The following is a 25,989-nucleotide window of genomic DNA, read 5'->3' as shown; positions in this document are numbered from 1 at the left end:
CTCATCCCTTCGGCGCCTTGCGCGAGGCCTCAAACGACTCCGCGCGCACGCGCATCACCTCGGTGACGGACAGAGCCGCGTCCGTGTATGTCCAGCCGCCCTTGCCGGTCTGATGCTGCATGATAACGTCCAAGCCCTGCCGTTTCTCCTCATTGTCCTCCGCGAACTCGACCCTGCCGTAGCCCACGATGGACGAGAACGCATAGCTGTACCGGCAGGCCAAGTCGCCCTCGCCGGTCAGACCCTCCTCGCAGTCCATCTCGAAGCAGATACGTGGGTCGACTTTCAGCGAATCAATCTTCTTGCCCTTCACGCCGCCGTGAAAGTAGAGCGTCAGCCCGTTCTCATCCCAGATGTAGCCAAAATTCATCGGAATGACGTACGGCCAGCCGTCCGTGCCGGTCATGGCGACGCGGCAGACCTTGCAGGCCTGCAGGATCGGCTCGATGTTCTCTCGGCCGGTGATTTCTCTGTCTTTTCTACGCATATTGCTCACCTCAAGTTCATCATACCATATTCCTTCCGACAAAACAATAAGACCTGTGCATTTTTGGCACAGGTCCTATATTGTCTCGAAACTGCAGTCTTGCAGCAGTCTAAATCAGGTGTTGTGGTCGGAAACGTGGAATTTCTTCAGGTTGCCAATCTTCTGGGCGCGGATGTCCATTTCCTTGCAGACATCCTCCATGGTCACGCCGCACTCGTTCATCATTACCATCATGTGGTAGAATACGTCGTTGATCTCACCGACCAGCTCGGCCTTGTCGCCGTTCTTGGCTGCAATGATGGTCTCAGCGCACTCCTCACCGACCTTCTTGAGAATCTTGTCAATGCCCTTCTCGAACAGATAGCAGGTGTATGAGCCTTCCTGCGGCTCAGCGCGGCGCTGCGCGATAACGGCTTCCATTTGCTCAAACGAATTCATAATACTGCTCTCCTTTTACTTTTCTTCCGGCTTCTCCCACAGCGTGGTGAAAAAGCAGGTGCGGTGTCCGGTGTGGCAGACCGGACCCTTGGGCGTGCCGACATAGATGAGCGTGTCATCGTCGCAGTCGGACAGAATCCTGCTGACAAAGATAAAATTGCCCGAGGTCTCGCCCTTGTTCCACAGCTTCTGGCGCGAGCGCGAGAAAAACCATGCCGTGCCGGTGTCCATCGTTAGCTGCAGGGCCTCCTCGTTCGCGTAGCCGAGCATCAGGACTTCGCCGTTTCGCTCGTCCTGGCAAACCACAGGAACCAAAGGAGCCTTTACAAAAAATTTGCTTAAATCCAAAATATTCACTTCCCTATTAGGATAATGATTCATGTTTACCGTAGGGTGCGCCGAGGTCGGTGCACCCTACGGTATAGCCTGTGCTTTATTTTCTAACCGGAATCTCCTTCTCTTTCAGGTGCTCTTTAACCTCTCCGACTGTCAGTTCCCGATAATGGAACAGGCTGGCCGCCAGTGCGGCATCGCAGCCGGTTTTCTCGAACACCTCGGAGAAATGCTCGAGCGAGCCGCAGCCGCCGGACGCGATGACCGGAATGCCGACCACCTCCACGACCGCCTTGGTCAGCGGCAGGTCAAATCCGGACTTGGTGCCGTCCTTGTCCATCGAGGTCAGCAGGATCTCGCCTGCGCCGCGCTCGTAGACCTCTTTTGCCCACGCAACCGCGTCCTTGCCGGTCGGGGTGCGGCCGCCTGCAACGTAGACCTCAAAGCCGGACGGCATCTCGGCATTGGCGCGGGCATCGATGGCAACCACAACGCACTGGCTGCCGTACTTCTCCGCAGCGGCGTTCACCAGATCGGGATTCTTGACCGCCGAGGAGTTGATGGAAATTTTATCTGCACCGGCGCGTAAAATCTCGCGGAAATCGTCCACGGTGCGGATGCCGCCGCCGACCGTGACCGGCACGAATACCTCACGGCAGGTGCGGCGCACAACGTCGGCAATGGTGTCGCGGTTGTCGCTCGTGGCGGTGATGTCGAGAAACACGATCTCGTCCGCGCCCTCCTGCGAGTAGAACTTTGCCAGCTCGACCGGGTCGCCTGCGTCGCGCAGTCCGACAAAGTTCACGCCCTTTACCACGCGCCCGTCCTTTACGTCCAGACAGGGGATGATGCGTTTTGCTAACAAGTTTTTCACTCCGTTCAAATCGAAGGTTCAATCGTAACCGTAGGGCGGTTACTTGGCCTGTTCGATGGCCTTTGCCAAATCGAGGGTGCCGGTATACACCGCCTTACCTGCGATTGCACCATCAATGCCGAGCTTTTTCAGGCCGGCGATATCCTCGAGGGTGGACACGCCGCCGGACGCAATGATCTCGCAGGAGACCGAGGCGCGCAGCGCCGCCAGCTGGTCAAAGTTCGGACCTGCGAGCATGCCGTCCTTGTCAATGTCGGTGAAGATGATGTGGCGCACGCCGATGGACTCCATGCGCTCTGCGAACGCGATGTAGTTCTCGCCGCTGTCGCCCAGCCATCCGTCCGTGCGGACGGTCTCGCTCTTGGCGTCGATGCCGACAACGATCTTGTCGCCGTACTTTTTTACAGCCTCGGCTACAAATTCCGGGTCGCGGACAGCCGCCGAGCCGATGATAACGCGCGAAACGCCCAGTGCAAGCACGGTCTCCACATCCTGCATGGAGCGAATGCCGCCGCCAAGCTCCACGGTCGCGCCGGTCTCGCGGATGACCTGCTCCACCACGCCGTAGTTCGCGTGCGAGCCGTCCTTCGCGGCGTCAAGGTCCACCATGTGTACAAGGTCTGCACCGGCATCGAGGAACCGCTGTGCGGTCTCGACCGGGTTTTCTGCTACTTTATGTGCAGTGCCGTAGTCGCCTTTCTGCAGGCGCACGCACTGACCGTCTTTCAAATCAATCGCAGGGATAACTCTCATTTTCCCACCTCCGTCAGTTTTGCAAAGTTGCGAAGCATCACAAGTCCCACTTCACCGCTCTTTTCCGGGTGAAACTGGCAGCCGAACAGGTTCTCTCGCGCCACCATAGCAGGCACGCGCGTGCCGTAATCCGTCACGGCGGCAAGGTCGTTTTCGTCCGCCGGATGCGCCATGAAGCTGTGCACGAAATACACATAGCTGCCGTTTTCCAGACCCTCGGTCATGGCATTCGGACGCAGAATGTCCAGCGCATTCCAGCCGATCTGCGGCAGCTTGAGACTCGTCTCAATACGCTCAATGCGTCCCGGCAGCAGACCCAGACCCTTGCACGGACGCACCTCGTCCGATTCCTCGAACAGCATCTGCATGCCGAGGCAGATGCCGAGGAACGGCTTTTCCTTTGCAGCCTTCAGCACCGCCTCCGTCAAACCGGAGTGCTCCAAAGCCGCCATCGCATCCGGAAACGCGCCGACGCCGGGCAGGATAACGCCCGCCGCGTTCTCGATCACGTCCGCCGAAGCCGCGATTTTATTTTCATAACCCAGGTAATCAAGCGTGTTGTGTACGCTCATCAGATTGCCTGCGCCATAATCTACGATTGCAATATAACTCATGTTGTACCTCTCGGAATCTGTTCCGCAGGGCGGGATGACCTCATCCTGCCGTAACGGTTGGCACCATGTTTATGAAATTCAGAGAACACCCTTCGCGCTCAAAACGCCGCCGCCCGTCACGGTAACGGCCTGCTTGAGCGCGCGTGCAAGCGCCTTGAACAGCGCCTCTGTGATATGGTGTGCGTTCTCGCCGTACTCGCACTTGAGGTGCAGCGTCAGTCCGGCGTGTACCGCCAGCGCACGCATGAACTCGACCGTCAGGCAGGTGTCGTACTGACCGCACATCGGCTGCGGCATGGGGGCATCGAACACGAGATACGGGCGTCCGGAAATATCCAGCGCGCAGAAGCCGAGCGCCTCGTCCATCGGCACGAACGCCTGTCCGAAACGCGCGATACCGGCCTTATCACCGACACATTCTGCCAGTGCCTGACCGAGCGCAATGCCGCAGTCCTCGACCGAATGGTGACCATCCACCTCGAGGTCGCCCTTGCAGGTGAGCGTGAGGCCGAAGCCCGAATGCACGGCGAAGCTGTTCAGCATATGGTCAAAAAAGCCGATGCCGGTGTCGATCTTGCGTTCGCCGCCCTCGAGCGTCAGCTTGAGCGAAATGTCGGTTTCCTTGGTCTTTCGTTTGATTTCAGCGGTTCTCATCGTTGTTTTCCTCCGCAAAGCGCACCGCGATGGAGTTTGCGTGCGCGTCCAGATGCTCGCTCTGCGCGAGCGCGATAATATCCTGTGCATAGCTTTCGAGCGCGTCCCGCGTGTACTCGATAACGCTGGTTTTCTTCAAAAACGTGTCGGTAGACAGCGGCGAGAAGAATCTTGCCGTGCCCGAGGTCGGCAGAACGTGACACGGGCCTGCCATGTAGTCACCGAGCGGCTCGGGCGCGTACTGCCCGAGGAAGATCGCGCCTGCGTTGTGCAGGTACGGCAGCAGCTCACGCGGAGCGGCGGTTACAACCTCCAGATGCTCGGGAGCGACCACATCAGCCATCCTGCAGGCATCCTTCAAGTCGTCAAACACGATGGCGCAGCCGTAGTTCGCTACGCTCTCCTTGATGATGTCCCACCGCGGGAGCTGCTTTGCCTGCCGCTCCATCTCGCACGAAATCGCCTGCGCCTGCGCCATGGAATCGGTCAGCAGGACGGCGGAGGCCAGCTTGTCGTGCTCGGCCTGACTGAGCAGGTCGGCGGCAACATAGGTCGGGTTGGCGGTGTGGTCCGCGATGACCAGCACCTCGGACGGACCGGCGATCATGTCGATATCGACCGTGCCGAACGCCAGTTTCTTGGCTGCCGCAACAAAGGCGTTGCCCGGGCCGACGATCTTGTCCACCTGCGGGATAAAGCCCGCGCCGTAGGTCAGCGCAGCAATCGCCTGCGTGCCGCCGATGGCAATAACGGTATCCACACCGGCGATCTTTGCCGCCGCAAGCACTTCGTTGGACATGTTTTCGGTCGGCGGCGTAACCATAATCAGCTCACCGACACCGGCAACCTTGGCCGGAATGGCGTTCATCAGCACGCTTGACGGATACGCTGCCGTGCCGCCCGGCACATAAATACCGACGCGCGAAAGTCCGCGCACGGTCTGGCCGAGCGTTTCGCCTTTGGAGCGGTTCCACTCCCACGTTTTGACGAGCATCTGCTCGTGGTAGTCGCGGATGTTCGCCGCCGCCTTTTCCAGCGCCGCGATCAGCTTCGGGTCGCAGGCGTTGTACGCATCGTCCAGCACCTTCGGCTCGACAATGTACGGCGCCTTGCCGTCAAACCGCTCGGCGTACTCCACGACCGCATCCCAGCCGCGCTGCTGTACGTCCGCCATCACACCGCGGACAATCTGCTCAATATCGCCGCGCGCACCTGCCGCACGGGCCTTCATTTCGCGGATGACCTGCTGCTCTGCCTGTCCGTCCGCGAGGACTGTTTTCATAAACATTGTGGTATTCCCCTTTTGTGTCAACCGTTTTCGTCCACCGGCATTAGTATAAATATTCCGCAGGGCACCCCGCCCTATGGATATGATTTATGTTATATAGGTATTGGCTTACTTCTCCAAGCCACTTTCCAGTTCTGCAATAACCTTCTGGATCGCTGCCTTCTTCATCTTGGCGCTGGCGAGATTGACGATAACTCTTGCCGAGATGGGCGCTACATTCTCAACGACCTCGAGGCCGTTCTCCTTGAGCGTCGTGCCGGTCTCCACGATATCCACAATACCGTCCGCCAGCTCGAGCAGCGGCGCCAGCTCGACCGAGCCTTCGATCTTGATGGTCTCAACGTCCATATTCTTCTTATTGAAAAAGGCCTTGGTGACCGCCGGATACTTGGTGGCGATAACCGGGGTCTTATAGCCGCCGTACACGTCCTTGCCCTTCTTGGTGGCGAGGGCAAAGCGGCACTTGCCGAAGCCGAGGTCTACCATTTCGTAAAAGCTGCCGCCCTTTTCCATGATGGTATCCTTGCCGACCACGCCCATGTCGCACACGCCGTGCTCAACGTAGGTGATTACGTCCGCGGCCTTGGAAAGCACGATCTCCACGCCGCTGTCCGGCAGGGTGAAGATGAGCTTGCGCGTTCCGGCCTCCAGTTCGGAGATATCGTAGCCTGCGGCCTTGAGCAGCGCGAGTGTTTTCTTCTCCAGACGGCCCTTGGTCAGTGCAATACGCACAGTATCCCGGCGGGTTGCGACCTCGGGACGGCTTGCGCCTGCAAGGCTGTCGGCAACGCTCTCCACGTCAATGCCGAAGCCGCCCGCGGGCATATCCTTGCCGAACTTGGCGCACAGCGCGTTGTAACGGCCGCCTGCGAGAATCGCCGCGCCCGCACCGCCGATGTAGCCGCGGAACATGATGCCGGTGTAGTAATCCATCTCGTGGACAAGGCCGAGGTCGATCATGATGCGGTCGCCGTAGCCGGCCTCATCCAGTGCCTGATACAGTCGGCGCAGATAAGCGGTCGCGCCAAGCACGCGCACGTTGCCGGTGAGTGCTTCTACCTCGTCGAGCACCTCGATACCGCCGAACAGGTTCGGCATAGCGCCGAGCGCCTTTGCGGCGGGCTTGCCCTTAAACGGCTCAAGTGCGTCACCGAGCGCGGCAAACGACTTGTTTTCGATCAGGCGGCGGATGCCCTCGGCGGACTGTGCATCCGCGCCAAGCTCATCCATCAGCGCCTTGTAGATCTCAGCGTGACCAAGCTCTACGCGGAAGTTGTCCGCACCGGTCTTGCTGAGTGCGGCAAACGCAGCCGAGAGAATGTCCTTGTCGGCCTCCAGACCGTCCGCGCCGATAAATTCCGCGCCGACCTGCAGGAATTCGCCCTTGTGGCCGTGGTCGCCGGACACCGAACGGAACACCTTCTGGCTGTAATACAGGCGGACCGGCAGCGCCGCGTCATCCAGACGGGTGGCCGCGATACGCGCGATCGGCGTGGTGTTATCCGGACGCGCCACGCAAATGCGGCCGGACTTGTCGATGATCTTCAGCATCTGATCCTGATCCAGCTCGGGGTTTGCCTGCGCAAATACATCAAAATACTCAACCGCCGGGGTGATGATCTCGCTGTAGCCGCGCTCCTCCAGCGCGTCGCGCACAGCATTTTCCGTCTGCCGCAGCGCGCGGCACGAGGAAAATAACAGGTCTCGGGTACCCTCCGGGGTGGAAATACGAAAACGGTTCATGGCTCCGCCGCTCCTTTATCACTTTATCACGATGAAATGATACCATATCAAACCAAAGTCTGTCAAGTCCTTATTTCGCATCCGCTCAGCAGGTGCGCTTGACGCTGACGCCCCAATACGGTGCGCCGCCAGCCTCCTGCGGCTCGGTGCGCACGAGCGCGACCCGTCCTGCATCTGCCAGCGCGCGCAGACGGCGGTAGATCAGCAGGTCACCGACGCGGCTGCACATTTCAGCATCGATCTTTGCCATTGCGCTGCCGATGGCGACGGCCGCTGTTTCTTCTGTCTTTGTGACGCAGGAAAGGATGATCTCGTCGTAGAAATCCTCACCGACCGAGCGCACCTCCCCCTTCACGACCGCGCGGAGCAGCGCGTCCTCACGCACAAGCTGCGCCCACTGTTCGGCGGCGCGCTGGCGTTCCTCATCGGTGAGCCGCCGCCGCTTTTCCCAGAAATACGGCGCGGCGCGATACTCCATCTCGCCGACAAGGCCGTAGCGCACCGTGCCGCCCGCGCGGGTCTCCTGACGCGCCAGCTTTTTGCGTTTTCGCAGATACCACCACGTCAGCGGATGGCGGAACAGCCGCCAATACCACGGTATCTTATCATCCATCATGACGGCGATGGCAGTCGCGCCGCCGATCGTGCCCTCTGGCTCGCGCAGTTCGGTGAGCGGCATCTCGCTCACCTCGACCAGCCAGATCGGAACGTCCCTTCCCTGCAAGCGGTTGATCAGGGACAGCATCATGCACCGCTCTGCGGGGCAGTCCTGCGCCGTCCATAGCACGATTTCATCCGCGGTATCGAGCGCAGTCGCCGCCCGCTCGTTCTCGCGCACGAAGGCATCGGACGTGTCCGCATCAAAATCCGCATAGCGTACCCGAAGCATCTGCTCACGCGCCGCCGGATCGTTCCAGTTTTGCAGTGTGCCTTCGCTGAGATCGTCCTGCGGGCCGAAAACCTCGGCTTTTGGGAACACAGAGGGATAGCATATCTGCGCTTCCCGCAGAAGGGCGTGCGCGCTGTCTCCCCAGCAGAACCAGCACGAATGTTTACCGTCTTGCATAGTCCTCCACGACCCTGACCAGCTTTTCCAGAAAGCTCTCCTCGCCGAGGGTATTGAGCTTGAAGAACACGGCCTGACTGCCGCCCGAAGTGATGGCGGAGAGAAACAGGTCGCGGTCGTTGCCGACCAGAGTGACATTCATGCTGACGCGGTTGCCGCCCATGTAGCTGTAACGCTCGAACACGCGCACCGCGCAGCGGACCGTGCCGTTTGTCCAATCCGAGCCGTTCTCGTAGGACGCAGACATGCTGCCGTTCAGCACGCCGTCCGTTACAAGCTCCAGCAGCTCGTCAAAATTTCCCGTCAGATGCTTTTCGTACTTTGCCATAATCGTCACACCTTTCTAAAAGAGGGTCATCTGCGTTGTTTTCGGCATGGAGCCAAGCGCGCCGATCTGCTCAAGCAGCTCGACGACCGCCTTGGACGCCTTCGGGCACCGGACGATCAGCTCTTCCGCCGAGAGGAACTTACCGTTTTTTCTCTCCTCCACGATGCTGAGCGCGGCCTGCTCACCGATGCCCGGCATGGACGTAAACGGCGGAATCAGGCCGGTTTCCGTTACGAGAAAGCGCGTTGCGTCCGATTTATAAACATCCATCGGCTCAAACGTAAATCCGCGCCTGTAAAACTCGTGGCAGACCTCCAAAGTCGTCATCATGTCCTTTTCCGCCGCTGAAATCGTCTTGTCGCGCTCCTTTCCGCGCAGTTCGGACATTTTATCCAGACAGACCTTGTCGCCCTTGATCATACAGGACGCATCAAAACCTTTTGCCCGGATGGAAAAGTATGCCGAATAGAACGCAAGCGGACGATGCACCTTGAACCACGCGATACGGAACGCCATCATGACATACGCGACCGCGTGCGCCTTCGGGAACATATACTTGATCTTCTTGCACGAGTCGATGTACCACTCGGGCACATGCTGTTCGTTCATGGCGGCTTCCATTTCCTCGGTCAGTCCCTTGCCCTTTCGGACGGACTCCATCGTCTTGAACGACAGCTTGGGCTTGACGCCCTGCAGGATCAGGTAGTTCATAATATCGTCTCGGCAGCAGATACAGCCGGACAGCGGAATGCCCTTGCGGACCAGCTCTGCGGCATTGCCGAGCCAAACGTCCGTGCCGTGCGACAGGCCGGAAATCGAAACCAGCTCCGCGAACGTAGACGGGTGTGTCTCCTTGACCATGCCGCGCACGAACTTGGTTCCGAACTCGGGCACGGCCACACAGCCGAGGTCACCGAGGATCGGGTCGGTATCCGGGTTTTCGCCCGTGTACTTAAGCGCCTTGCACGAGTGAAAAAGGCTCATGGTCTCCGGGTCGTCGAGCGGAATCTCCTGCGCGTTCACGCCGGTGAGGTTCTCCAGATGCTTGATAATGGTCGGGTCATCGTGTCCCAGCTCGTCCAGCTTCAAGAGGTTCGCGTCAATGGAGTGATACTCGAAGTGGGTGGTAATGATGTCGGAATCCGGGTCATCAGCCGGATGCTGAATCGGACAGACGTCGTAAATCTCAATCTCCTTGGGCACAACGACAACGCCGCCCGGGTGCTGACCCGAGGTACGGCGCACGCCGGTGCAGCCTGCGGCAAGGCGGTTTTCCTCCGCGCGGGAGCACTCAACGCCGCGCTCCTCCATGTACTTTTTGACGTAGCCGAACGCGGTTTTTTCGGCAACCGTGCCGATGGTGCCCGCTCGGAACACATGGTCGTGTCCGAAGATCTCGCCGGTGTACCAGTGGATGCGCGACTGATACTCGCCCGCAAAGTTCAGGTCGATATCCGGCACCTTGTCGCCCTCAAAACCGAGGAAGGTCTCGAACGGAATGTTGAAGCCCTGTTTGGTGAGCGGCTTGCCGCATTTCGGGCAAATCTTATCGGGCAGATCGACACCGCAGGAGTAATCCTCGTGCCACTCGAGATATTTGTCGTCCGGGCACAGATAGTGCGGGGCGAGCGAATTAACCTCGGTGATATCCGACATGAACGCCGCGAGCGACGAGCCGACCGAACCACGCGAGCCAACCAGATAACCGTCCGCGAGGGACTTGGTAACCAGCTTCTGCGCGATGATGTACATAACCGCATAGCCATTGCCGATGATGGAGCCAAGCTCACGGTCAAGCCGCGCCTGCACCGGCTCGGGCAGCGGATCGCCGTAGATACGCTTGGCCTTTTCGTAGCACATGTTGCGCAGATCGTCCTCACAGCCGTCGATGTGCGGCGGGTAGTTTTCCCTCGGCACCGGACGAATCACGTCACACATGTCGGCGATCATGTTGGTGTTCTTCACGACCACCTCATACGCCCGGTCCTCCCCGAGATAGGAAAATTCCTTCAGCATTTCATCCGTGCTCTTAAAGTACAGCGGCGCCTGATTGTCCGCATCAGAGAAACCCTGACCCGCCATCAGAATACGGCGGAACGCCTCGTCCTCGGGCTCAAGGAAGTGTACGTCACCGGTGGCGCAGCACGGTTTCCCCAATTCATCCGCCAGACGGAGAATATCGCGGTTCCAGTCGCGCAGCTGCTCCTCGTCCTTCGCCATACCCTTTGCGATCATGAAGTTGTTATTGCCGATCGGCTGAATCTCCAGATAGTCGTAAAACGACGCCAGCCGCTTGATCTCCTCCCACGGCTCGCCCTTGGTCAGCGCGCGGAACACCTCGCCCGCCTCACACGCCGAGCCGAAAATCAGTCCCTCACGGTGACGAATGAGTTCGCTGCGCGGCATAATGGGGCGCTTGTTGTAATATTCCAGAAAGCTCTTGGAAATCAGCTGATACAGGTTGCGCAGTCCCGCCTGGTTCTTCACCAGAATGATAAAGTGATAGCGCGGCAGGTTTTTCAGCTTGTTCTTGCGGTCGGTTGTTGCCGCCAGCACCGGATTGATATCCGCAGTCGTAACCGCGTGCATCTCCTCCCTGAGCCTTTTCAGCAGCTTGACGTAAATGCGGCCGAGCACGGCGGCATCCTCGCTCGCGCGGTGGTGCTCAAACGGGCCGACCTGCAGCTCCTTCGCCAGAATGTTCAGCTTGAATTTGTGCATGTGCGGCAGCATCAGGCGGCTCATCTCGAGGGTATCAATGCTCGTAAACTCCCGCTCGATGCCCAGTCTCTGGCAGGCCGTCCGCAGGAAGCCCATATCGAAGCCTGCGTTGTGCGCCACGAGCGGGTACTGTCCCTCGCCTGCCCATGCGAGGAATTCCGGCACGGCTTTGTCGAGGTTGGGCGCGTCCGCTACCGTCTCGTCCGAAATACCGGTCAGCTCGGTGATTTCCGGCGGAATCGGCTTGTGCGGGTTGACATAGGTCTGGAAGGAATCGCGAATCTCGCCCTCCACAACGCGCACAGCGGCAATCTCGGTAATTTCCTCGCTCGCCGGATTGAGTCCGGTGGTCTCAAGGTCGAACACGATGAATGTGCCGTCGAGCGGCTCGGTGCTCCTGCCGCGCACGACCGAAATGCTGTTCTCGTCATTGATGTAGTACGCCTCGATGCCATAAATAATCTTCATGTCACCGATGGTGTCCTTCTGCTTGCCCTCCTGCGCGTGCAGCGCTTCGGGGAACGCCTGCGCCACACCGTGGTCGGTAATCGCCATCGCGCGGTGTCCCCACTTGGCGGCGCGGCACAGCAGAGACGCGGTGCTGCTCATGCCGTCCATCGCGCTCATGTTGGTGTGCAGGTGCAGCTCGACGCGCTTCATGCCCTCGTAGGTGTCCTTACGCTCGGGCTTTTTCGCCTTGACGATGCCGGTCGGCTCGAGCACCATTTCCTTGGCAAAGGTGTCATACACCATCTTGCCCTGCACGGTACAGTACAGACCCTTCTTGATTTTAGATGCCGTATCGCCCGCCTTATCCGCCGCAAGGAACTTGGAAACGCGCACGGAATTGGTGCGGTCGGTCATGTCAAACGCAATCTTGACGTAATCCTTGCCGGTTTTCTTGCTGTGGATGTCCTTGCTGTCGGTGAAGAACACCTCGCCCTGAATGGTGACCATGTCATAGGCGGCAATCGCCTCGTTGACCGAAATAATGGGGTCCTGAATCAGCTTGCCGAAAATGAGGTCATCCTCGCGCACCTTCTCGGCGCGCGGGCGCTGATAGCCGGTATGCTGCTGCGGCGCCGGACGCGGCTTTTTCGGCTTGGGCGTTTCCGCCGCGGCTGCCGCCGCTTGCTCCACAGCCTTGTGCAGAATTTCCTCGCGGCTCTCCTCCTGCTCGGGTGCGGGTGCAAAATCCTGTGCATCCGCGCGGACCGCGTGCACCGGACAGCTGCGGCCCAACTCCCGCTGAATACGCGCCTCCAGATGCCGCAGTGCGTTTGCGAAATGCTTTTCGCTCACCTCGTCCATCGGTATCTGGAGCGCACCGTCCGCAAATTCCCACTTGGTATGGTCGAGCAGACCCTTGGCTGACGGCATGCGGTACGCCATGTCGTCATACAGCGACTTGATGTACGCGTTCGACAGCTCACCCGGCATGTTGTAGCGCGGCTCGATCATCACGCGGTCAAGACCGTAGGTGTCCGCGATCTGCTTTTCCGCCCTGGCAATCACCTTGCGGCTGACAACCTCGTGCAGACCGAGTTCCACGACCATCACCGTGTTATTATCCCCAAATGCCAGAGAACGCACCTCGCCTGCGGCAAGGTGCTTCTCCTCATTTACACATTTGCAGTTTTGAAAAATATCAATCAGCTTTCCAGCCACGATTATTCTCCTTCATAATGTGCGATTTCGTCCATCAGTGCATCCACAAGCTGCTCCTGCGGCACCTTTTTGATGATCTCGCCGCGGCGGAAGATCAGGCCGACGCCGTCGCCGCCCGCAATGCCGAGATCGGCTTCACGCGCTTCGCCCGGACCGTTTACCACGCAGCCCATAACAGCTACCTTCATCTTCTTGCCGCGAATGCTCTGGCAACGCTGCTCGACCTCTTTGGCAATGGCGATGAGGTTGATGCGCGTGCGGCCGCAGGTCGGGCAGGAAACCACGTTGATGCCCTCTTCCGCTCTGCCGACAGCCTTGAGAATCGCCTTTGCCGCGTAGACCTCCTTGACCGGATCATCGGTCAGGCTCACACGAATGGTGTCGCCCACGCCGAGCGCCAGCAGACCGCCGATGCCGGCAGCCGACTTGATCGTGCCCATGTACTCGGTGCCCGCCTCGGTCACGCCGAGGTGCAGCGGATAATCGGTCTTTTCGCCCGCCAGCAGGTAGGCCTGCATGGTGTTCGGCACCGAGGATGACTTGATTGAAATGCAGATGTCGTCAAAATCGCAGTCGTTCAGCAGACCGACGTGATAGAGCGCGCTCTCGACCATCGCCTCGGGCGTCGGCCCGCCGAATTTCTCGAGAATGTGCTTCTCCACCGAGCCGGAGTTTACGCCGATGCGGATTGGCAGATGGCGTTCCTTTGCCGCCTTCACGACTGCCTGTACGCGGTCCGCGCCGCCGATGTTGCCCGGATTCAGGCGAATCTTGTCCACGCCGGACTCGATCGCCGCCAGCGCGAGACGGTAGTCAAAATGAATGTCCGCGACCACCGGCAGCGGCGAGCCGGCGCAGATTTCGCGCAGCGCCTCTGCCGCCTGCATATCCGGCACGGCACAGCGAACAATGTCGCAGCCCGCGTCCGCCAGTGCGCGAATCTGCGCCAGAGTAGCCTTCGCGTCGCGCGTATCCGTGTTGGTCATGGACTGCACCGCAATGGGCGCGCCGCCGCCAACCAATACGTCCCTTATCTTGATTTGCTTTGTTATTTTCATAGCTCTAACCTCTCACAAATGGAAAATGGAGAATGGAGAATTGTGGTATCGCGCTATGCGCCGCACATTCATTTTCCATTTTCCATTCTCAATTCTCAATTACTGCGCATAAAAATGCGCAGTACGTCCTGCCCGGTCACATACACCATCAGCATAAGCAGCAGCATGAGTCCTGCCGCGTGCACATAGCCCTCGTACTTGGGCGGCACAGGCTTGCGGCGAATGCCCTCGATGATGAGGAACACGAGCCGACCGCCATCCAGTGCAGGCAGCGGCAGCAGGTTCATCACGCCGAGGTTGATCGAGATAAATGCCACAAGCTGGAAGAACGAGATCATGCTGTACTTGGCGGTATCCGCCATGACCTCGGCCACGCCGACCGGACCGGAAAGCTGATCCACGCCGACCTGTCCGCTGACGAGCATGCCCACGCTCGACCAGACGAGCCGCGCGTAGTTGACGGCGGTGCGCACGCTCATGCTGAGGTGCATGCCAAGGCTGTCGGGCAGCTCCGCAAAGGTGATGCCAATGCGCTTGTTGCCGTTTGCATCGGTGACTGTCGCCTCCAGCTTGACGGACGGCAGCGTCACCGTTTCGCCGTTGCGGCGCACGGTAATTTCATGCGTGGTCGAACCGGTGCGCGCAAGCGCGGTATCGAAATCCGTCCGCACGAGGATGTGGTAGCCGTCGATTTTGAGAATTTCGTCGCCTGCCTCCAGACCGCCGTCTGCGGCGGCGGTGCTCGCCGGATTGACCTCGCTGATGGTGGAGACGATATAGCCGCCGTTCGGTCCGTTCGGACGCATGACCGCCAGCACGATAAGGAATCCCACGAGGAAATTCATCAGCGCGCCCGCACACACGATGAGCATGCGGCGCGGCAGCTTCGCCTTACCGAAGGCGTGCTCATTTTCACTTTCATCGTCCTCGCCCTCCATAACGCACGCACCGCCGAACGGCAGCAGCTTGAGACAGTACAGCGTGCCGTGGTACTCGTGCTTGAGGAGGGTCGGACCCATGCCGATCCAGAATTCGTTGACCTGCACACCGCCGCGTTTTGCGGTGATGAAATGTCCGAACTCATGCACGATGACCAGCACGCCGAAGGCGAGGATTGCCAGAATGATTTGCAGCAAAGCGTAGCTCCTTTCGGTCAGCCGAGCACGATCTCGCGCGCGGCTTTGTCCGCCGCCAGAACGTCGTCCAGCGTGATGTCCTTCTTATACGGAATGGTATCGAGTGCGTATGCAACGCGCTCTGCGATGTCGGTAAAACCGATCTTACCGTTCAAAAACAGACCGACTGCGGCCTCATTTGCACCGTTGAGCACAGCGCCGCGGTCGCCCTTGAGGGAGGCGGCGTGCTTTGCCAGATTCAGCGCCGGAAACGCCTCATAGTCGGGTGCATAGAACGTCAGCTTTGCGACCTCCGCGAGCGACATGCGCGGTACCTTGCACGGCACACGCTGCGGCCATGTCAGCGCCAGCTGGATCGGCAGGCGCATATCCGGCAGGCCAAGCTGCGCGATTACCGCTCCGTCCGCAAACTCCACCGCCGAGTGCACGATGCTCTCGCGGTGGACGACAATTTCGATGTCCTCGGGCGGCAGGTCATACAGCCACATGGCTTCGATCAGCTCCAGACCCTTGTTCATCATGGTCGCAGAGTCGATCGTGATCTTTGCCCCCATGCTCCAGTTCGGGTGTGCAAGCGCCTGCTCGCGCGTCATGCCGCGCATTTCCTCGAACTTTTTGCCGAAGAACGGACCGCCGGACGCGGTCAGCAGGATTTTATCAATCGGGTTGCCGTTTGCCGCCTGCACGCACTGGAAGATCGCCGAATGCTCGGAATCCACCGGCAGGATGCGCACGCCGTACTGCTTTGCAGCGCTCATCACCAGACCGCCCGCACACACGAGCGTCTCCTTGTTCGCCAGCGCGATATCCTTGCCCGCCTTGATGGCCGCCATCGTCGGCAGCAGGCCGACCATGCCGACAACCGCCGTTACCACGATGTCCGCGCCGCTCTCGGCGGCACAGGCGATCAGACCGTCCATACCGGTCAGAACCTCAATATCCGTGTCCGCCAGCTTGATTTTCAACTCCTTGGCTGCGTTTTCGTCCATCGCGCAGACCATTTTCGGATGCAGGGCACGCGCCTGCTCCTCCAATAAGTTTATGCGCCGGTTGGTCGTCAATGCGACGACTTCGACGTCGATCGAAGGCAGAATATCGACCGTTTGCGTGCCGATCGAACCCGTTGAACCTAAAATCGCAATCTTCTTCATTATTTTTCTCCTGTTAAACGATTGGGGATAATGGAGAATTGAAAATGGAAAATTGAAAATTATGGTGCCGCCCAAAGGGCGGAATTTAATCATCGCGCAAAGCACGATACCACAATTTCCCATTCTCCATTCTCAATTTTCAATTACCAAATGACTCTAAAGAGCAGCTCCGCGAAAGGCGCTACGAACAGCACGCTGTCGAAGCGGTCAAGCACTCCGCCATGTCCCGGAAAAATATGTCCGTAATCCTTAATGCCGGTCTGGCGCTTGATGACCGAGAACGACAGGTCGCCGATCTCTCCGAGCACCGCGCCGACTGCGCCGAGCACGACCGCCGACCAGAGCGGCATTTCAAGGCCGAGCGTCCGGTTCATAATCAAAGCCGCGATCAGCACGAGGACGGCACCGCCGACCACGCCGCCGACGGCGCCCTCTACCGTCTTTTTCGGGCTGACGACCGGCGCCAGCTTATGCTTGCCGAACAGCATGCCCGAGAACAAGGCGCAGGTGTCCGCGCCCCAGGCAGCGAGCAGCGGCAGCAGCACGATGAACGCACCGTGGTGGTAATTCATCTGGAAAATACGCAGCAGGCTGAGCAGCAGGTACGGCACGAGCAGCGCACCGAAAAACGCCCACGAGACCTGCGAAGCCTTCATGACGTCGTGATATTTCAGCTCAATCGCAAACGAGCCGAACAGGAGCACCAACACCAGTCCCTGCAGCACGCTCTCGAGCCGCAGCGGCAGGATGCTGAAATGACCGACAGCCAGTCCCAGCGAGACGGCCATTGCGAGCAGCAGTTCCAAGTGGTTGCGCACCAGTTTTGTCGAGCCGAGCACCTCATAGGTGGCGAACACGCACAGCGCCGCCACGACAAGCTCCAGCACGATCGGCGGGAACACATACAGCGCCAGCAGCACAAAAACAAAGCCGAATACGCCAAACAATACTCTTGCTTTCATACGTTTATCACCCTAATTGGATATTATACGCCGCCGAAACGACGGTTTCTGTTGTTAAAATTGTCGATTGCCGCATCCAGATCGGTGGTTTTGAAGTCCGGCCACAGCACATCGGTGAAGTAATACTCCGAGTAGGCGGACTGCCACAGCAGGAAGTTGGACGTGCGGATCTCGCCCGAAGGACGGATGATGAGATCGGGATCGGGCATGTGCGCGGTGTACAGGTGCGCGGAAATGGTGTCCTCGGTGATATCCTCGGGTGCCAGTTCGCCGGCTTTCACCTGCTCCGCGATAGCACGGACGGCGTTTTTGATCTCGTCACGGCCGCCGTAGTTGATGCACAGCGAGGCTGTTGCCGCGTCCGGACCAAGCCGATCGGCAATCGCGTCCACCTCCGCGATCTGCGCGCGAATATCCTCCGGTAGAACGGTCAGATCGCCCAACACGCGCACGGCAACGCCGCGCTCGAACATGGTTTCTGCCGCTTCCTTCAGATAGGAGCGGAACAGGTTCATCAGCGCATCGACTTCATCCTGCGGACGCTTCCAGTTTTCGGTAGAGAATGCATAGACCGTGAAATACTGCACGCCAATGTCCTTGCAGTAGGTGGCAATGGTGCGGAACGTCTCCGCGCCGACCTTGTGACCGGCCTTGCGCGGCAGACCGCGTTTCTTGGCCCAGCGGCCGTTGCCGTCCATAATGACCGCAATATGACGCGGCACCGGACGGTTTTCGGGCGCGTTATCCTTCTTTTTTCGTGTGAACAGACCCAACCTGTTTCCTCCCTGTTTATCCCTCTTGCGGCAGATTTTCCTGCCAATTTCATGCAAAAGGGCGACGAATCCGCCGCCCCCAATGTCGCTTCGCTCCTCGACCGAAAACACGTTTTCGGTCGATCGGAACGTACCGAGCATACGCTCGGATACGTCCTGCGAGCACATCTGCGCGCCGCTTTGCGGCACACAGCTATGCTCCCTTGTGTAAAAAGCGAGATACATGCTCCCGCTTTTTACGGATTTTCTGCGAAAATCCGATTTCATGCCGCTGCAGGCAGCGGACTTCCCCCTGAATTAAACCTCTGCGAGTTCCTTAGACTTCTTGGAAACCATAGCGTCGATTTCCTTGACGTACTTATCGGTCAGCTTCTGCATCTTGTCCTCACCGTCGTGCAGCTCGTCCTCGGTGATCTCGCTCTTCTTCTGCGCTGCCTTGAACTTGTCCAGTGCATCACGGCGGATGTTGCGGAGCGCAACCTTTGCCTCCTCACCGGTCTTGGAAACGCCCTTGATAAGCTCCTTGCGGCGCTCCTCGGTCAGCGGCGGGAAGTTCAGACGGATCTGCTTGCCGTCGTTCTGCGGGTTGATGCCGAGGTCGGAGACCTGGATTGCCTTCTCGATGGCCTTGAGCACCGAGCCGTCCCACGGCTGGATTGCCAGCGTGCGCGGGTCGGGAGTAGAAATTGCCGCAACCTGATTCAGCGGGGTCGGTGCACCGTAATACTCAACAGTGATCTTATCGAGAACCGCCGGGTTTGCGCGGCCTGCGCGGACTGCTGCCAGCTCCTTGGAGAGCACGTCCAGCGTTTTCTGCATTTTTGCCTCGTGGGACTTGATCTGTTCCTTCATTATTTTACCTCCTCAACGATCGTGCCGATCTTTTCGCCGTTAACAGCGCGGTGAATATTTTCGGGGTCGGAAAGCGCGAATACCAGAATCGGGATATGGTTATCCATGGACAGCGAGGTTGCCGTGGAATCCATAACGCCGAGACCCTGATTGAGCACGTCCATGTAACTCAGGTGGTCGTACTTCTTGGCATCCGGGTTGACAGCCGGATCGGAATCGTACACGCCGTCTACGTTCTTTGCCAGCAGGATAACATCTGCGCCGATCTCTGCCGCACGCAGAACCGCTGCGGTGTCGGTCGAGAAGAACGGGCAGCCGGTGCCGCAGCCGAAGATAACGACACGGCCCTTTTCGAGGTGACGGGTCGCGCGGGAACGGATGTACGGCTCCGCGATCTTGTTCATCTCGATAGCGGTCTGTACACGAACGTCCACGCCGCGCTGCTCCAGCGCATCCTGCAGAGCCAGTGCATTGATGGTGGTTGCCAGCATGCCCATGTGGTCCGCGCGGGTGCGCTCCATCTTGCCGCCGCCGTCCTTTACGCCGCGCCAGAAGTTGCCGCCGCCGACAACAATGCCGATCTCGCAGCCCTCTTCGTTGCATTTTTTGATCACATCGCATACCGGACCGATGACATCAAAGTTCAGGCCAAAATGCTTATCGCCCGCAAGGGCTTCGCCGCTGATCTTGATCAGTACGCGCTTATATTTCTGTGCTTCCATGCTCCACACTCCTTATTCTATTCCTGTTTACTATTCTACCCTATTTTCGGAGAATTTGCAACGATTTATATAGCGGCAAATGAATAAAAGGCGAAGCGGTTTGCGCCCTCCGGACGGTTGCAGGCTCCCCTGAAAGGGGAGCTGGCGCAGCTTGCTGCGACTGAGGGGTTTCGGCACCGGTTTTTCGGGGCATCCGAACCGCGCAGGCGGTTCACCGCTTCCGGGCGAAGCGTTTTGCCGTAGACTGCGGCGGGGATTGCCGCTACGCGCGGCATAACAGTGCCGCGCAACTCGTTTTCCGGCACAAACCGGCTGCAATCGCAGGATTTGGATAATCTGCACAGGTAAAAATGTTGCGCGGCACGGGTATGCCGCGCCTGCGTAGACTAAACCGTATGTGTAGCAGAAAGGTATCTGACATTGCGTATAGGTAAAGAAATGGGCAGACACATTGGTCTGCCCTACGGAACGGTAACCCGACTGCCGTTCCCCTTTTTCATGCTTACGCAGTCTACCACCTGCACCCAAGCCCTTGCGGGAAAAGGGGTGATTCACAAGAGGGTGGAAAACCGCAGGTTGTCTACCCTCTTGTGCGTCCGCCGCGCGCAGCGGCAACATTCCCGCACGCCGCAGCGTGCGAAATCCTCTGCCGTGGGTACGGCAAACCCCTCCACCGCCGTTCGGCGGTCCCCCCCTCCTTTCAGGGGAGGCTTCCGGTCGGTGCAAACGGTTCTTAACGACATATATCCTTTGGGGAACGCAAAAAACCGAGGGCAAATGCCCTCGGTTTCGTGTTTTATTGCGCGATATGCGAAGAATTACTTCTTCAGAACAACCTCGCCGCCCAGACCGGTGTGTGCAGTGATGTACTCACGGCCCATCTTAGCGTACTCGAACGGATTAGCCTTAGCCGGATCCTGCTCTGCCTCTACCATGATCCAGCCGGTGTAGCCAGCCTTGTCAAGCAGATCGAATACAGCGTCGAACTCTACGCAGCCGTCCGGATCGCCCGGTACGGTGAAAGCGCCTGCGCGAACTGCATCCAGGAAGGACCAGTGCTCAGCGCGAGCCTTCTCAACCAGCGGCATACGCATGTTCTTCAGATGAACGTGGCCAACACGGTCAGCAAACTTCTCGAGCATCTTTACCGGATCCTCGCCAGCGAAAGTGAAGTGGCCGGTATCGAAGCACAGGAATACATACTTCGGATCGGTGTTCTCCATCAGGCGGGTAGTCTCCTCAACGGTCTGGCATACGGTGCCCATGTGATGATGGAAGCAGGTGCGGATGCCGTACTTCTCCATGGACAGCTTGCCCAGCTTGTTCAGGCCGGTGATGAAGCGATCCCACTCCTCATCGGTCAGAACGCGCTTCTTGTCGTCCAGAATCGGGGTGTCCAGCTGGCCCTGGATAGAACCGGACTGCTCGGATACGTTGATAGCGGTAGCACCAACGTAGGACAGGTAATCCAGCTCCTTGATGAACTCAGCCTCTACCTCTTCGTACGGCTTGTCAACCAGGAAAGAGGAGAACCACTTGGAAGCGATGGTCAGGTTGCGGGCGTCCAGCATGTGCTTGAGGACGGTCTTGTCCTCCGGATACTTATGGCCTACTTCGCAGCCGTCGAAACCAGCGAGCTTCATCTCAGAGATGCACTGCTGGAAGGTGTTCTCGTCGCCGAGATCCCACATATCATCATTGGACCAGCCGATCGGGCAGATACCCAGTCTTACTTTCTTCGGATCTAACATAGTTATTCCCTCCATAATCTTCTCTCTGCGTCTGCGCAGAACAAACGCATTTTTGTTATTCTTATTGTACCCTTATGCACTGTAAATGTCAAACGCATTTTTTCACAAAGCCGAGTTGTGCAATCCGCTGTTTTTGTCATTCCGCGAACTTGTGCGTGTGCGTGCACGCACTTTTGCGCAAAAACCGCGCGAGATTGTTCCCGCGCGGTTGATTTTGTCTTATCTGTAACTTTTCGTCTGCTGCGCTCAGATACGGGCCACACCGGAATCGCGGGCAGCCTGTGCAACGGCATCTGCTACCGAACGGATGACCTTCTTGTCGAACGCCATCGGCATGATATACTCCGCGTTCAGCTCCTCATCGGAAACGCAGGCCGCGATCGCCTTAGCCGCTGCCAGCTTCATCTCCTCGTTGATGTCGCTTGCGCGAACATCGAGTGCGCCGCGGAAAATGCCCGGGAACGCAAGCACGTTGTTGATCTGGTTCGGGTAGTCCGAACGACCGGTGCCGACAACGGCAGCGCCGCCCTTCTTTGCGTCCTCCGGCCAGATTTCGGGCACCGGATTTGCCATAGCGAATACCATTGGGTCCTTTGCCATGGTGGAAACCATCTCGGCAGTGAGCACCTGCGGCGCGGACATGCCGAAGAATACATCCGCACCCTTGACAGCATCGGCCAGCGTGCCGGTCATATGCTCGCGGTTGGTGACCTTGGCCATCTCCTGCTGTGCCGGATTCAGGCGCTCGTCCCCCTCGCAGACGATGCCGAAGCGCTCGACCATCGTGATGTGCTTGACGCCGAGGAACATCAGGAACTTGGTAACGGCGATAGCAGCCGCGCCGCAGCCGTTGACAACCATCTTGATCTCATCCACCTTGCGGCCGGTCAGACGGCAGGCGTTGAGCAGCGCCGCACCGCAGCAGACAGCGGTGCCGTGCTGGTCGTCGTGGAATACCGGAATGTCGCAGACCTCCTTGAGTCGGCGCTCAATCTCAAAGCAGCGCGGAGCCGCGATATCCTCGAGGTTAATGCCGCCGAACGAGCCGGAGATCAGCTGAATGGTGCGTACAATCTCGTCCACATCCTTGGAAGCCACACAGAGCGGGAACGCGTCCACGTCAGCGAACGCCTTGAACAGCGCGCACTTGCCCTCCATGACCGGCATGCCGGCAATCGGACCGATATCGCCCAGACCGAGCACCGCGGTGCCGTCCGTGATGACCGCAACCAGATTGTGGCGGCGCGTATAGGTGTAGCTGAGAGACGGATCGTCCTTGATCTTGAGGCACGGCTCGGCAACACCCGGCGTGTACGCGATCGACAGATCGTCCTTGCTGTTTACCTCACAGCGGGCTACGACCTCAATCTTGCCGCCCCATTTTTCATGTGCCTGCAGTGCGCGTTCCTTAACGTCCATGTTCTGTTCCTCCGTTATCGTTCTTGTTCCGTTCGACGGAAAGAGTTTTCTATCTTACCTTATTATACAGAGTAGAAATGCGTTCGTAAAGGGGTAGTTTGTACAAAGAGCGGGAAGTAATTGAGAATGGAGAATGGAAGATGGAGAATGAACGTAATGATTCATCGTGTTTCTCCGTTTTTCATATTATCATAAAGGTACACCTTGTCGCACCCTACGATTTAGATTTTATGTGTAATGTAACAACATGAAGAAGGTTAAACTTCTCATACTCTTCACTCTCAACTCTCCACTCTTCACTCTACTTGCAGCATTGTTTCGCCACCAGCTTCGGCAAGAGGAACATGGCCGCGCAGCCGGAGAACACCGCCGACACGACATCGGACAGCGGCTCGGAAAACATAACGGCTGTTGCCCCGAAAATCGGCGGCAGGACGAACACACTGACGAGGAAAATACCCTTGCGGAGCATGGAAAACGTCAGTCCCCATTTGACAAGACCCATGCCGGTCATGCCGTCCACAAACGGGTACTGGATGGTCAGTCCGAGCACGCCGAGCGAGTAGGTGCGGATCATATACGCCGCCATATCAATATACGCCGGGTCTTTGGTGAAGATTTTGACAAAAGCGCCCGAGACCGTCTGCGCGAGCAGGAACATGATGCCGCAGAACACGAGGCACAGCAGCACAATGCACCGAAACGCCTTCATGACGCGTTTTTCGTCGCACGCGCCGTAGTTATAGCCGAGAATGGACTGCGTGCCCGCCGTAATTCCGCCGAGCGGCATGGTGATGACGAGCATGAAGCTCTGCATGATGGCGGCACACGCGATGAGCATATCGCTGTCTGCGCCGCCGTATTTTCGCAGCATAACGTTGATGGAGATGAGCAGCACGTTATCAAGCGCGATGATGAGCGCAGGCGACAGACCGACCTGCACGATACGGCGCATCCAGCCGAAATTGACCGGCTGACGGGTAATGCGGACGGCGGCTCTGTCACTCATCAGAAAACGCAGGATGTACGCCGTCGAGCACGCCTGCGACAGCACGGTCGCAAGAGCAGCTCCGCGCACGCCCATGTGCAGCGCAAAAATGAACACCGGGTCAAGTGCGATATTTACGGCCGCTCCGAGCATAACCGACCGCATTGCGGTACCCGAAAATCCCTGACTCATTGTAATTTGATTGAGTCCGTAGCTCAGTAATGCGAACACCGTGCCGAAAACATAGGTCGTAAAGTACGCCTGCGCGTAGTCCCACAGGAGCTCGCTGCAGCCGAAGGTGAACAGGATCTGCCGCTTGAAAATAAGCAGCGGCACGGTCGCCAGCACGCTCAGCGCCAGCAAAAGGTAGAAGCTGTTCGTGATGATCTGACGGGCGCCGTCCATGTCGCGCCGCCCCATGCGGATGCTCATCAGCGGTCCGCCGCCGAAGCCGATGAGCGCACCGATGGCGGTAATCATGGTCACCACAGGCGCGCACACACCGACACCCGCCAGTGCCGCATCGCCCGCGCCTGCAATGTGGCCGACGTACATGCGATCGACCACGCTGTATAGAATATTGACAAACTGTGCCAGCATGGCCGGTATCGCAAGCTGCAGAACCAGCTTGCCGACCGGTGCTGTGCCCAGTGGGCTGTCTGTTTGGGACATGGTTCTCTCCCCTTTCCGCTCCCTCTATTATAGTGAAATTCGCCGCAGGCGTAAAGAGAAAAATGCCCTGACGGGAGGTCAGGGCATTGCATGTTTTATTTAGGAATGCTGTCGTCATATACGAATGTTGCCGTAATGGCATCCGCATAGATGCAGTTTTTCAATTCTTCGCTGCTATCTGGTTCGATAAACGCATTGATATCTACCGTGTGCGTTGCTCCATCCGTGTTGAACACACGCACAACAAGCGGTATCTCTATATCGACTGCTAAATCATCGATTGGCTTCTCCTGTCCCGCGACAGCCACTGTCAGGTTGTCCGTTGGCAGTTTGCTCAGCTCGGACGAATCTCCATACTGGGTCGAAGCGCCGCCACTCGGGAACGTCATCTCAATATCATACGCCGCATTGATTGTATCGGCATCATGCCGGAAAATGATTTTGCCGGTGCCGTTATTCAGACCCATGCCATACGCACCGATAGGTTTGTCCATGTTCTGCCACGCATTGCCATCCCATGTGTAGCTGTTGAATGTTATTCCGTTGGCTTCTGTGTTGTTGCCTGAAAAATGATACTCTACAACCGCACCCGATTGTTTCTCTGTCGCAGCCTGCTCCACCGGCGTGATGGAAATCGTATTATCCGCCGGCTGTGTCTCTGCCTTCCCGCACCCGCTCAAAATCCCCACAAGAGCCAGTGCCAGTCCTGCTGCGTATCGTTTTTTCATGTGGTACACCTCCGTTTCAGCATTTACATTTCATAGCAGAAAATTACAGTGTACGCTTCCGCATACACGCTTTTCTGTACGGCTTTGCTGTTTTCCGGTTCCAAAAACGCATCAATAGATACCGGAATGATCGTACCGTCCGTGCGGAACACACGCACGAGCAACGGAATTTCCGTGTCGACTGCCAAGTCATTGACAGGTTCCTCCCATGCAGCAACAGTTGCCGTCAATCCCTCCATCGGCAGACTGTTTCTCTCGGGCGAATCCATAACCTGTGCATATCCGCCAAGCTGCGGCGAATCCATTCCAATCTTATAGTTCGCATTCGCCGCATCGCCGTCACGCTCGAATTTGATCGTGCCCTTGCCGCTGCCCAGTGTCGCCGAACAACGCAACCCAAACGTGGCATCCTCATCTTTCTGCCATGTGCTGCCATCCCATATATAACAGCCAAACAATACGCCCTCGGCTTCGCTCCTGTGGCCGGAAAAATTATACTCAATCAGTCTGCCACTCTGGTCTGCGGTCGTTTCCTCCACCGGTATCAGGCTGATTGTGTTGTCTGCCGCCGGCTGTCCGCACCCGCTCAAAATCCCCACAAGAGCCAGTGCCAGTCCTGCTGCGTACCGTTTTTTCATGTGGTACACCTCCTTTTATTGTTGTGCTTACAGTGTAGCAGATTTGGGTGATATTGTCTATTTCCAGACCATGCAAAATCTGCGTTTGCTTCTGTGCAAAGTAACGACAAAAAAGCGTTCCGACATACGTCGGAACGCTTTTCGATGCAATTTTACTTCGCGTATCTGCGAG

At 58.0% G+C, this 25,989-nt stretch carries 24 protein-coding genes; all 24 read right to left on the bottom strand.

The annotated features are described in order from the left end of the window. Position 1: 1 nt before the first annotated feature. The 24 genes from PGS25_RS03505 to PGS25_RS03385 all read right to left on the bottom strand — a co-directional run bounded on the left by PGS25_RS03505 (position 2) and on the right by PGS25_RS03385 (position 25,817). Positions 2-487, bottom strand: coding sequence for a pyridoxamine 5'-phosphate oxidase family protein (locus PGS25_RS03505; RefSeq protein ID WP_270417728.1), 486 nt, complete (start codon positions 485-487; stop codon positions 2-4). Between the two features lie 114 nt (positions 488-601). After that, entirely contained in the window at positions 602-925 is a 324-nt protein-coding gene (gene hisE / locus PGS25_RS03500; RefSeq protein ID WP_110436493.1) for a phosphoribosyl-ATP diphosphatase, read from the bottom strand. A gap of 15 nt (positions 926-940) precedes the next feature. Next, entirely contained in the window at positions 941-1,273 is a 333-nt protein-coding gene (gene hisI, locus PGS25_RS03495; RefSeq protein WP_118646253.1) for a phosphoribosyl-AMP cyclohydrolase, read from the bottom strand. An 85-nt stretch (positions 1,274-1,358) separates the two neighbouring features. Then, positions 1,359-2,123 carry an imidazole glycerol phosphate synthase subunit HisF gene (gene hisF, locus PGS25_RS03490; protein WP_270417727.1) on the bottom strand — a complete coding sequence of 255 codons (765 nt, stop codon included), beginning with the start codon at positions 2,121-2,123 and terminating at the stop codon, positions 1,359-1,361. A 48-nt stretch (positions 2,124-2,171) separates the two neighbouring features. Continuing rightward, positions 2,172-2,885 (bottom strand): 1-(5-phosphoribosyl)-5-[(5-phosphoribosylamino)methylideneamino]imidazole-4-carboxamide isomerase, encoded by a 714-nt coding sequence (gene hisA / locus PGS25_RS03485; RefSeq protein ID WP_117491097.1) that lies wholly within the window; start codon positions 2,883-2,885, stop codon positions 2,172-2,174. Beyond that, the gene (gene hisH, locus PGS25_RS03480; protein WP_270417726.1) at positions 2,882-3,499 is read right to left on the bottom strand and encodes an imidazole glycerol phosphate synthase subunit HisH; all 618 of its coding nucleotides are present in this window, start codon (positions 3,497-3,499) and stop codon (positions 2,882-2,884) included. Before hisH ends, hisA begins: the two co-directional genes overlap by 4 nt. A gap of 78 nt (positions 3,500-3,577) precedes the next feature. Beyond that, positions 3,578-4,153 carry an imidazoleglycerol-phosphate dehydratase HisB gene (gene hisB, locus PGS25_RS03475; RefSeq protein ID WP_270417725.1) on the bottom strand — a complete coding sequence of 192 codons (576 nt, stop codon included), beginning with the start codon at positions 4,151-4,153 and terminating at the stop codon, positions 3,578-3,580. Then, on the bottom strand, positions 4,140-5,441 hold the full coding sequence (gene hisD, locus PGS25_RS03470; RefSeq protein WP_270417724.1) for a histidinol dehydrogenase: 1,302 nt from the start codon (positions 5,439-5,441) through the stop codon (positions 4,140-4,142). The genes hisB and hisD overlap by 14 nt, the downstream gene beginning before the upstream one ends. Before the next feature lie 108 nt (positions 5,442-5,549). Continuing rightward, complete coding sequence (gene hisZ, locus PGS25_RS15710) at positions 5,550-7,184, bottom strand: ATP phosphoribosyltransferase regulatory subunit (protein ID WP_442865225.1); 1,635 nt, start codon at positions 7,182-7,184, stop codon at positions 5,550-5,552. A gap of 85 nt (positions 7,185-7,269) precedes the next feature. Next, a complete protein-coding gene (locus PGS25_RS03455; protein ID WP_270417723.1) occupies positions 7,270-8,250 on the bottom strand; it encodes a DUF3658 domain-containing protein in 981 nt (326 codons plus the stop codon). After that, positions 8,237-8,578, bottom strand: coding sequence for a DUF6054 family protein (locus PGS25_RS03450; RefSeq protein ID WP_270417722.1), 342 nt, complete (start codon positions 8,576-8,578; stop codon positions 8,237-8,239). Before PGS25_RS03450 ends, PGS25_RS03455 begins: the two co-directional genes overlap by 14 nt. Positions 8,579-8,593: 15 nt before the next feature. Next, positions 8,594-12,967: a PolC-type DNA polymerase III gene (locus PGS25_RS03445; protein ID WP_270417721.1), complete on the bottom strand. Its 4,374-nt coding sequence runs from the start codon at positions 12,965-12,967 to the stop codon at positions 8,594-8,596. Between the two features lie 2 nt (positions 12,968-12,969). Continuing rightward, on the bottom strand, positions 12,970-14,025 hold the full coding sequence (ispG, locus tag PGS25_RS03440; protein ID WP_270417720.1) for a flavodoxin-dependent (E)-4-hydroxy-3-methylbut-2-enyl-diphosphate synthase: 1,056 nt from the start codon (positions 14,023-14,025) through the stop codon (positions 12,970-12,972). Between the two features lie 95 nt (positions 14,026-14,120). Continuing rightward, positions 14,121-15,161 (bottom strand): RIP metalloprotease RseP, encoded by a 1,041-nt coding sequence (rseP, locus tag PGS25_RS03435; protein WP_270417719.1) that lies wholly within the window; start codon positions 15,159-15,161, stop codon positions 14,121-14,123. Between the two features lie 17 nt (positions 15,162-15,178). Further along, entirely contained in the window at positions 15,179-16,315 is a 1,137-nt protein-coding gene (locus PGS25_RS03430) for a 1-deoxy-D-xylulose-5-phosphate reductoisomerase (RefSeq protein WP_442865229.1), read from the bottom strand. Positions 16,316-16,455: 140 nt separating this feature from the next. Further along, positions 16,456-17,274, bottom strand: coding sequence for a phosphatidate cytidylyltransferase (locus PGS25_RS03425; protein ID WP_270417717.1), 819 nt, complete (start codon positions 17,272-17,274; stop codon positions 16,456-16,458). A gap of 23 nt (positions 17,275-17,297) precedes the next feature. After that, positions 17,298-18,236 carry an isoprenyl transferase gene (locus PGS25_RS03420; protein ID WP_330671844.1) on the bottom strand — a complete coding sequence of 313 codons (939 nt, stop codon included), beginning with the start codon at positions 18,234-18,236 and terminating at the stop codon, positions 17,298-17,300. A 108-nt stretch (positions 18,237-18,344) separates the two neighbouring features. Next, entirely contained in the window at positions 18,345-18,899 is a 555-nt protein-coding gene (frr, locus tag PGS25_RS03415) for a ribosome recycling factor (protein WP_118760419.1), read from the bottom strand. Further along, a complete protein-coding gene (gene pyrH / locus PGS25_RS03410; RefSeq protein ID WP_110436479.1) occupies positions 18,899-19,621 on the bottom strand; it encodes a UMP kinase in 723 nt (240 codons plus the stop codon). The genes frr and pyrH overlap by 1 nt, the downstream gene beginning before the upstream one ends. Positions 19,622-20,439: 818 nt before the next feature. Then, a complete protein-coding gene (gene iolE / locus PGS25_RS03405; RefSeq protein ID WP_270417716.1) occupies positions 20,440-21,372 on the bottom strand; it encodes a myo-inosose-2 dehydratase in 933 nt (310 codons plus the stop codon). A gap of 246 nt (positions 21,373-21,618) precedes the next feature. Further along, complete coding sequence (locus PGS25_RS03400) at positions 21,619-22,791, bottom strand: NAD(P)-dependent malic enzyme (protein WP_116704966.1); 1,173 nt, start codon at positions 22,789-22,791, stop codon at positions 21,619-21,621. Between the two features lie 301 nt (positions 22,792-23,092). Beyond that, positions 23,093-24,451 carry an MATE family efflux transporter gene (locus PGS25_RS03395; RefSeq protein WP_270417715.1) on the bottom strand — a complete coding sequence of 453 codons (1,359 nt, stop codon included), beginning with the start codon at positions 24,449-24,451 and terminating at the stop codon, positions 23,093-23,095. A gap of 95 nt (positions 24,452-24,546) precedes the next feature. After that, entirely contained in the window at positions 24,547-25,179 is a 633-nt protein-coding gene (locus tag PGS25_RS03390) for a hypothetical protein (RefSeq protein WP_270417714.1), read from the bottom strand. A gap of 23 nt (positions 25,180-25,202) precedes the next feature. Further along, positions 25,203-25,817 (bottom strand): hypothetical protein, encoded by a 615-nt coding sequence (locus PGS25_RS03385; protein WP_270417713.1) that lies wholly within the window; start codon positions 25,815-25,817, stop codon positions 25,203-25,205. Positions 25,818-25,989 lie beyond the last annotated feature (172 nt).

Source organism: Butyricicoccus sp. AM78-15b2TA, from assembly GCF_027665985.1.
Taxonomy (GTDB): domain Bacteria; phylum Bacillota; class Clostridia; order Oscillospirales; family Butyricicoccaceae; genus Agathobaculum; species Agathobaculum butyriciproducens.
The sequence above is the reverse complement of the archived record's forward strand: the minus strand, read 5'-3'. Positions and strand labels throughout refer to the sequence as shown.

Bases quoted from the DNA above. Each gene is read 5' to 3' on its own strand.
- PGS25_RS03505 (WP_270417728.1), bottom strand. From the start codon at position 487: ATGCGTAGAAAAGACAGAGAAATCACCGGCCGAGAGAACATCGAGCCG.
- PGS25_RS03395 (WP_270417715.1), bottom strand. From the start codon at position 24,451: ATGTCCCAAACAGACAGCCCACTGGGCACAGCACCGGTCGGCAAGCTG.
- PGS25_RS03425 (WP_270417717.1), bottom strand. From the start codon at position 17,274: ATGAAAGCAAGAGTATTGTTTGGCGTATTCGGCTTTGTTTTTGTGCTG.
- hisA (WP_117491097.1), bottom strand. From the start codon at position 2,885: ATGAGAGTTATCCCTGCGATTGATTTGAAAGACGGTCAGTGCGTGCGC.
- PGS25_RS03385 (WP_270417713.1), bottom strand. From the start codon at position 25,817: ATGAAAAAACGGTACGCAGCAGGACTGGCACTGGCTCTTGTGGGGATT.
- pyrH (WP_110436479.1), bottom strand. From the start codon at position 19,621: ATGGAAGCACAGAAATATAAGCGCGTACTGATCAAGATCAGCGGCGAA.
- PGS25_RS03390 (WP_270417714.1), bottom strand. From the start codon at position 25,179: ATGAAAAAACGATACGCAGCAGGACTGGCACTGGCTCTTGTGGGGATT.
- iolE (WP_270417716.1), bottom strand. From the start codon at position 21,372: ATGTTAGATCCGAAGAAAGTAAGACTGGGTATCTGCCCGATCGGCTGG.
- hisB (WP_270417725.1), bottom strand. From the start codon at position 4,153: ATGAGAACCGCTGAAATCAAACGAAAGACCAAGGAAACCGACATTTCG.
- hisD (WP_270417724.1), bottom strand. From the start codon at position 5,441: ATGTTTATGAAAACAGTCCTCGCGGACGGACAGGCAGAGCAGCAGGTC.
- hisH (WP_270417726.1), bottom strand. From the start codon at position 3,499: ATGAGTTATATTGCAATCGTAGATTATGGCGCAGGCAATCTGATGAGC.
- frr (WP_118760419.1), bottom strand. From the start codon at position 18,899: ATGAAGGAACAGATCAAGTCCCACGAGGCAAAAATGCAGAAAACGCTG.
- PGS25_RS03455 (WP_270417723.1), bottom strand. From the start codon at position 8,250: ATGCAAGACGGTAAACATTCGTGCTGGTTCTGCTGGGGAGACAGCGCG.
- PGS25_RS03450 (WP_270417722.1), bottom strand. From the start codon at position 8,578: ATGGCAAAGTACGAAAAGCATCTGACGGGAAATTTTGACGAGCTGCTG.
- ispG (WP_270417720.1), bottom strand. From the start codon at position 14,025: ATGAAAATAACAAAGCAAATCAAGATAAGGGACGTATTGGTTGGCGGC.
- hisE (WP_110436493.1), bottom strand. From the start codon at position 925: ATGAATTCGTTTGAGCAAATGGAAGCCGTTATCGCGCAGCGCCGCGCT.
- hisZ (WP_442865225.1), bottom strand. From the start codon at position 7,184: ATGAACCGTTTTCGTATTTCCACCCCGGAGGGTACCCGAGACCTGTTA.
- PGS25_RS03400 (WP_116704966.1), bottom strand. From the start codon at position 22,791: ATGGACGTTAAGGAACGCGCACTGCAGGCACATGAAAAATGGGGCGGC.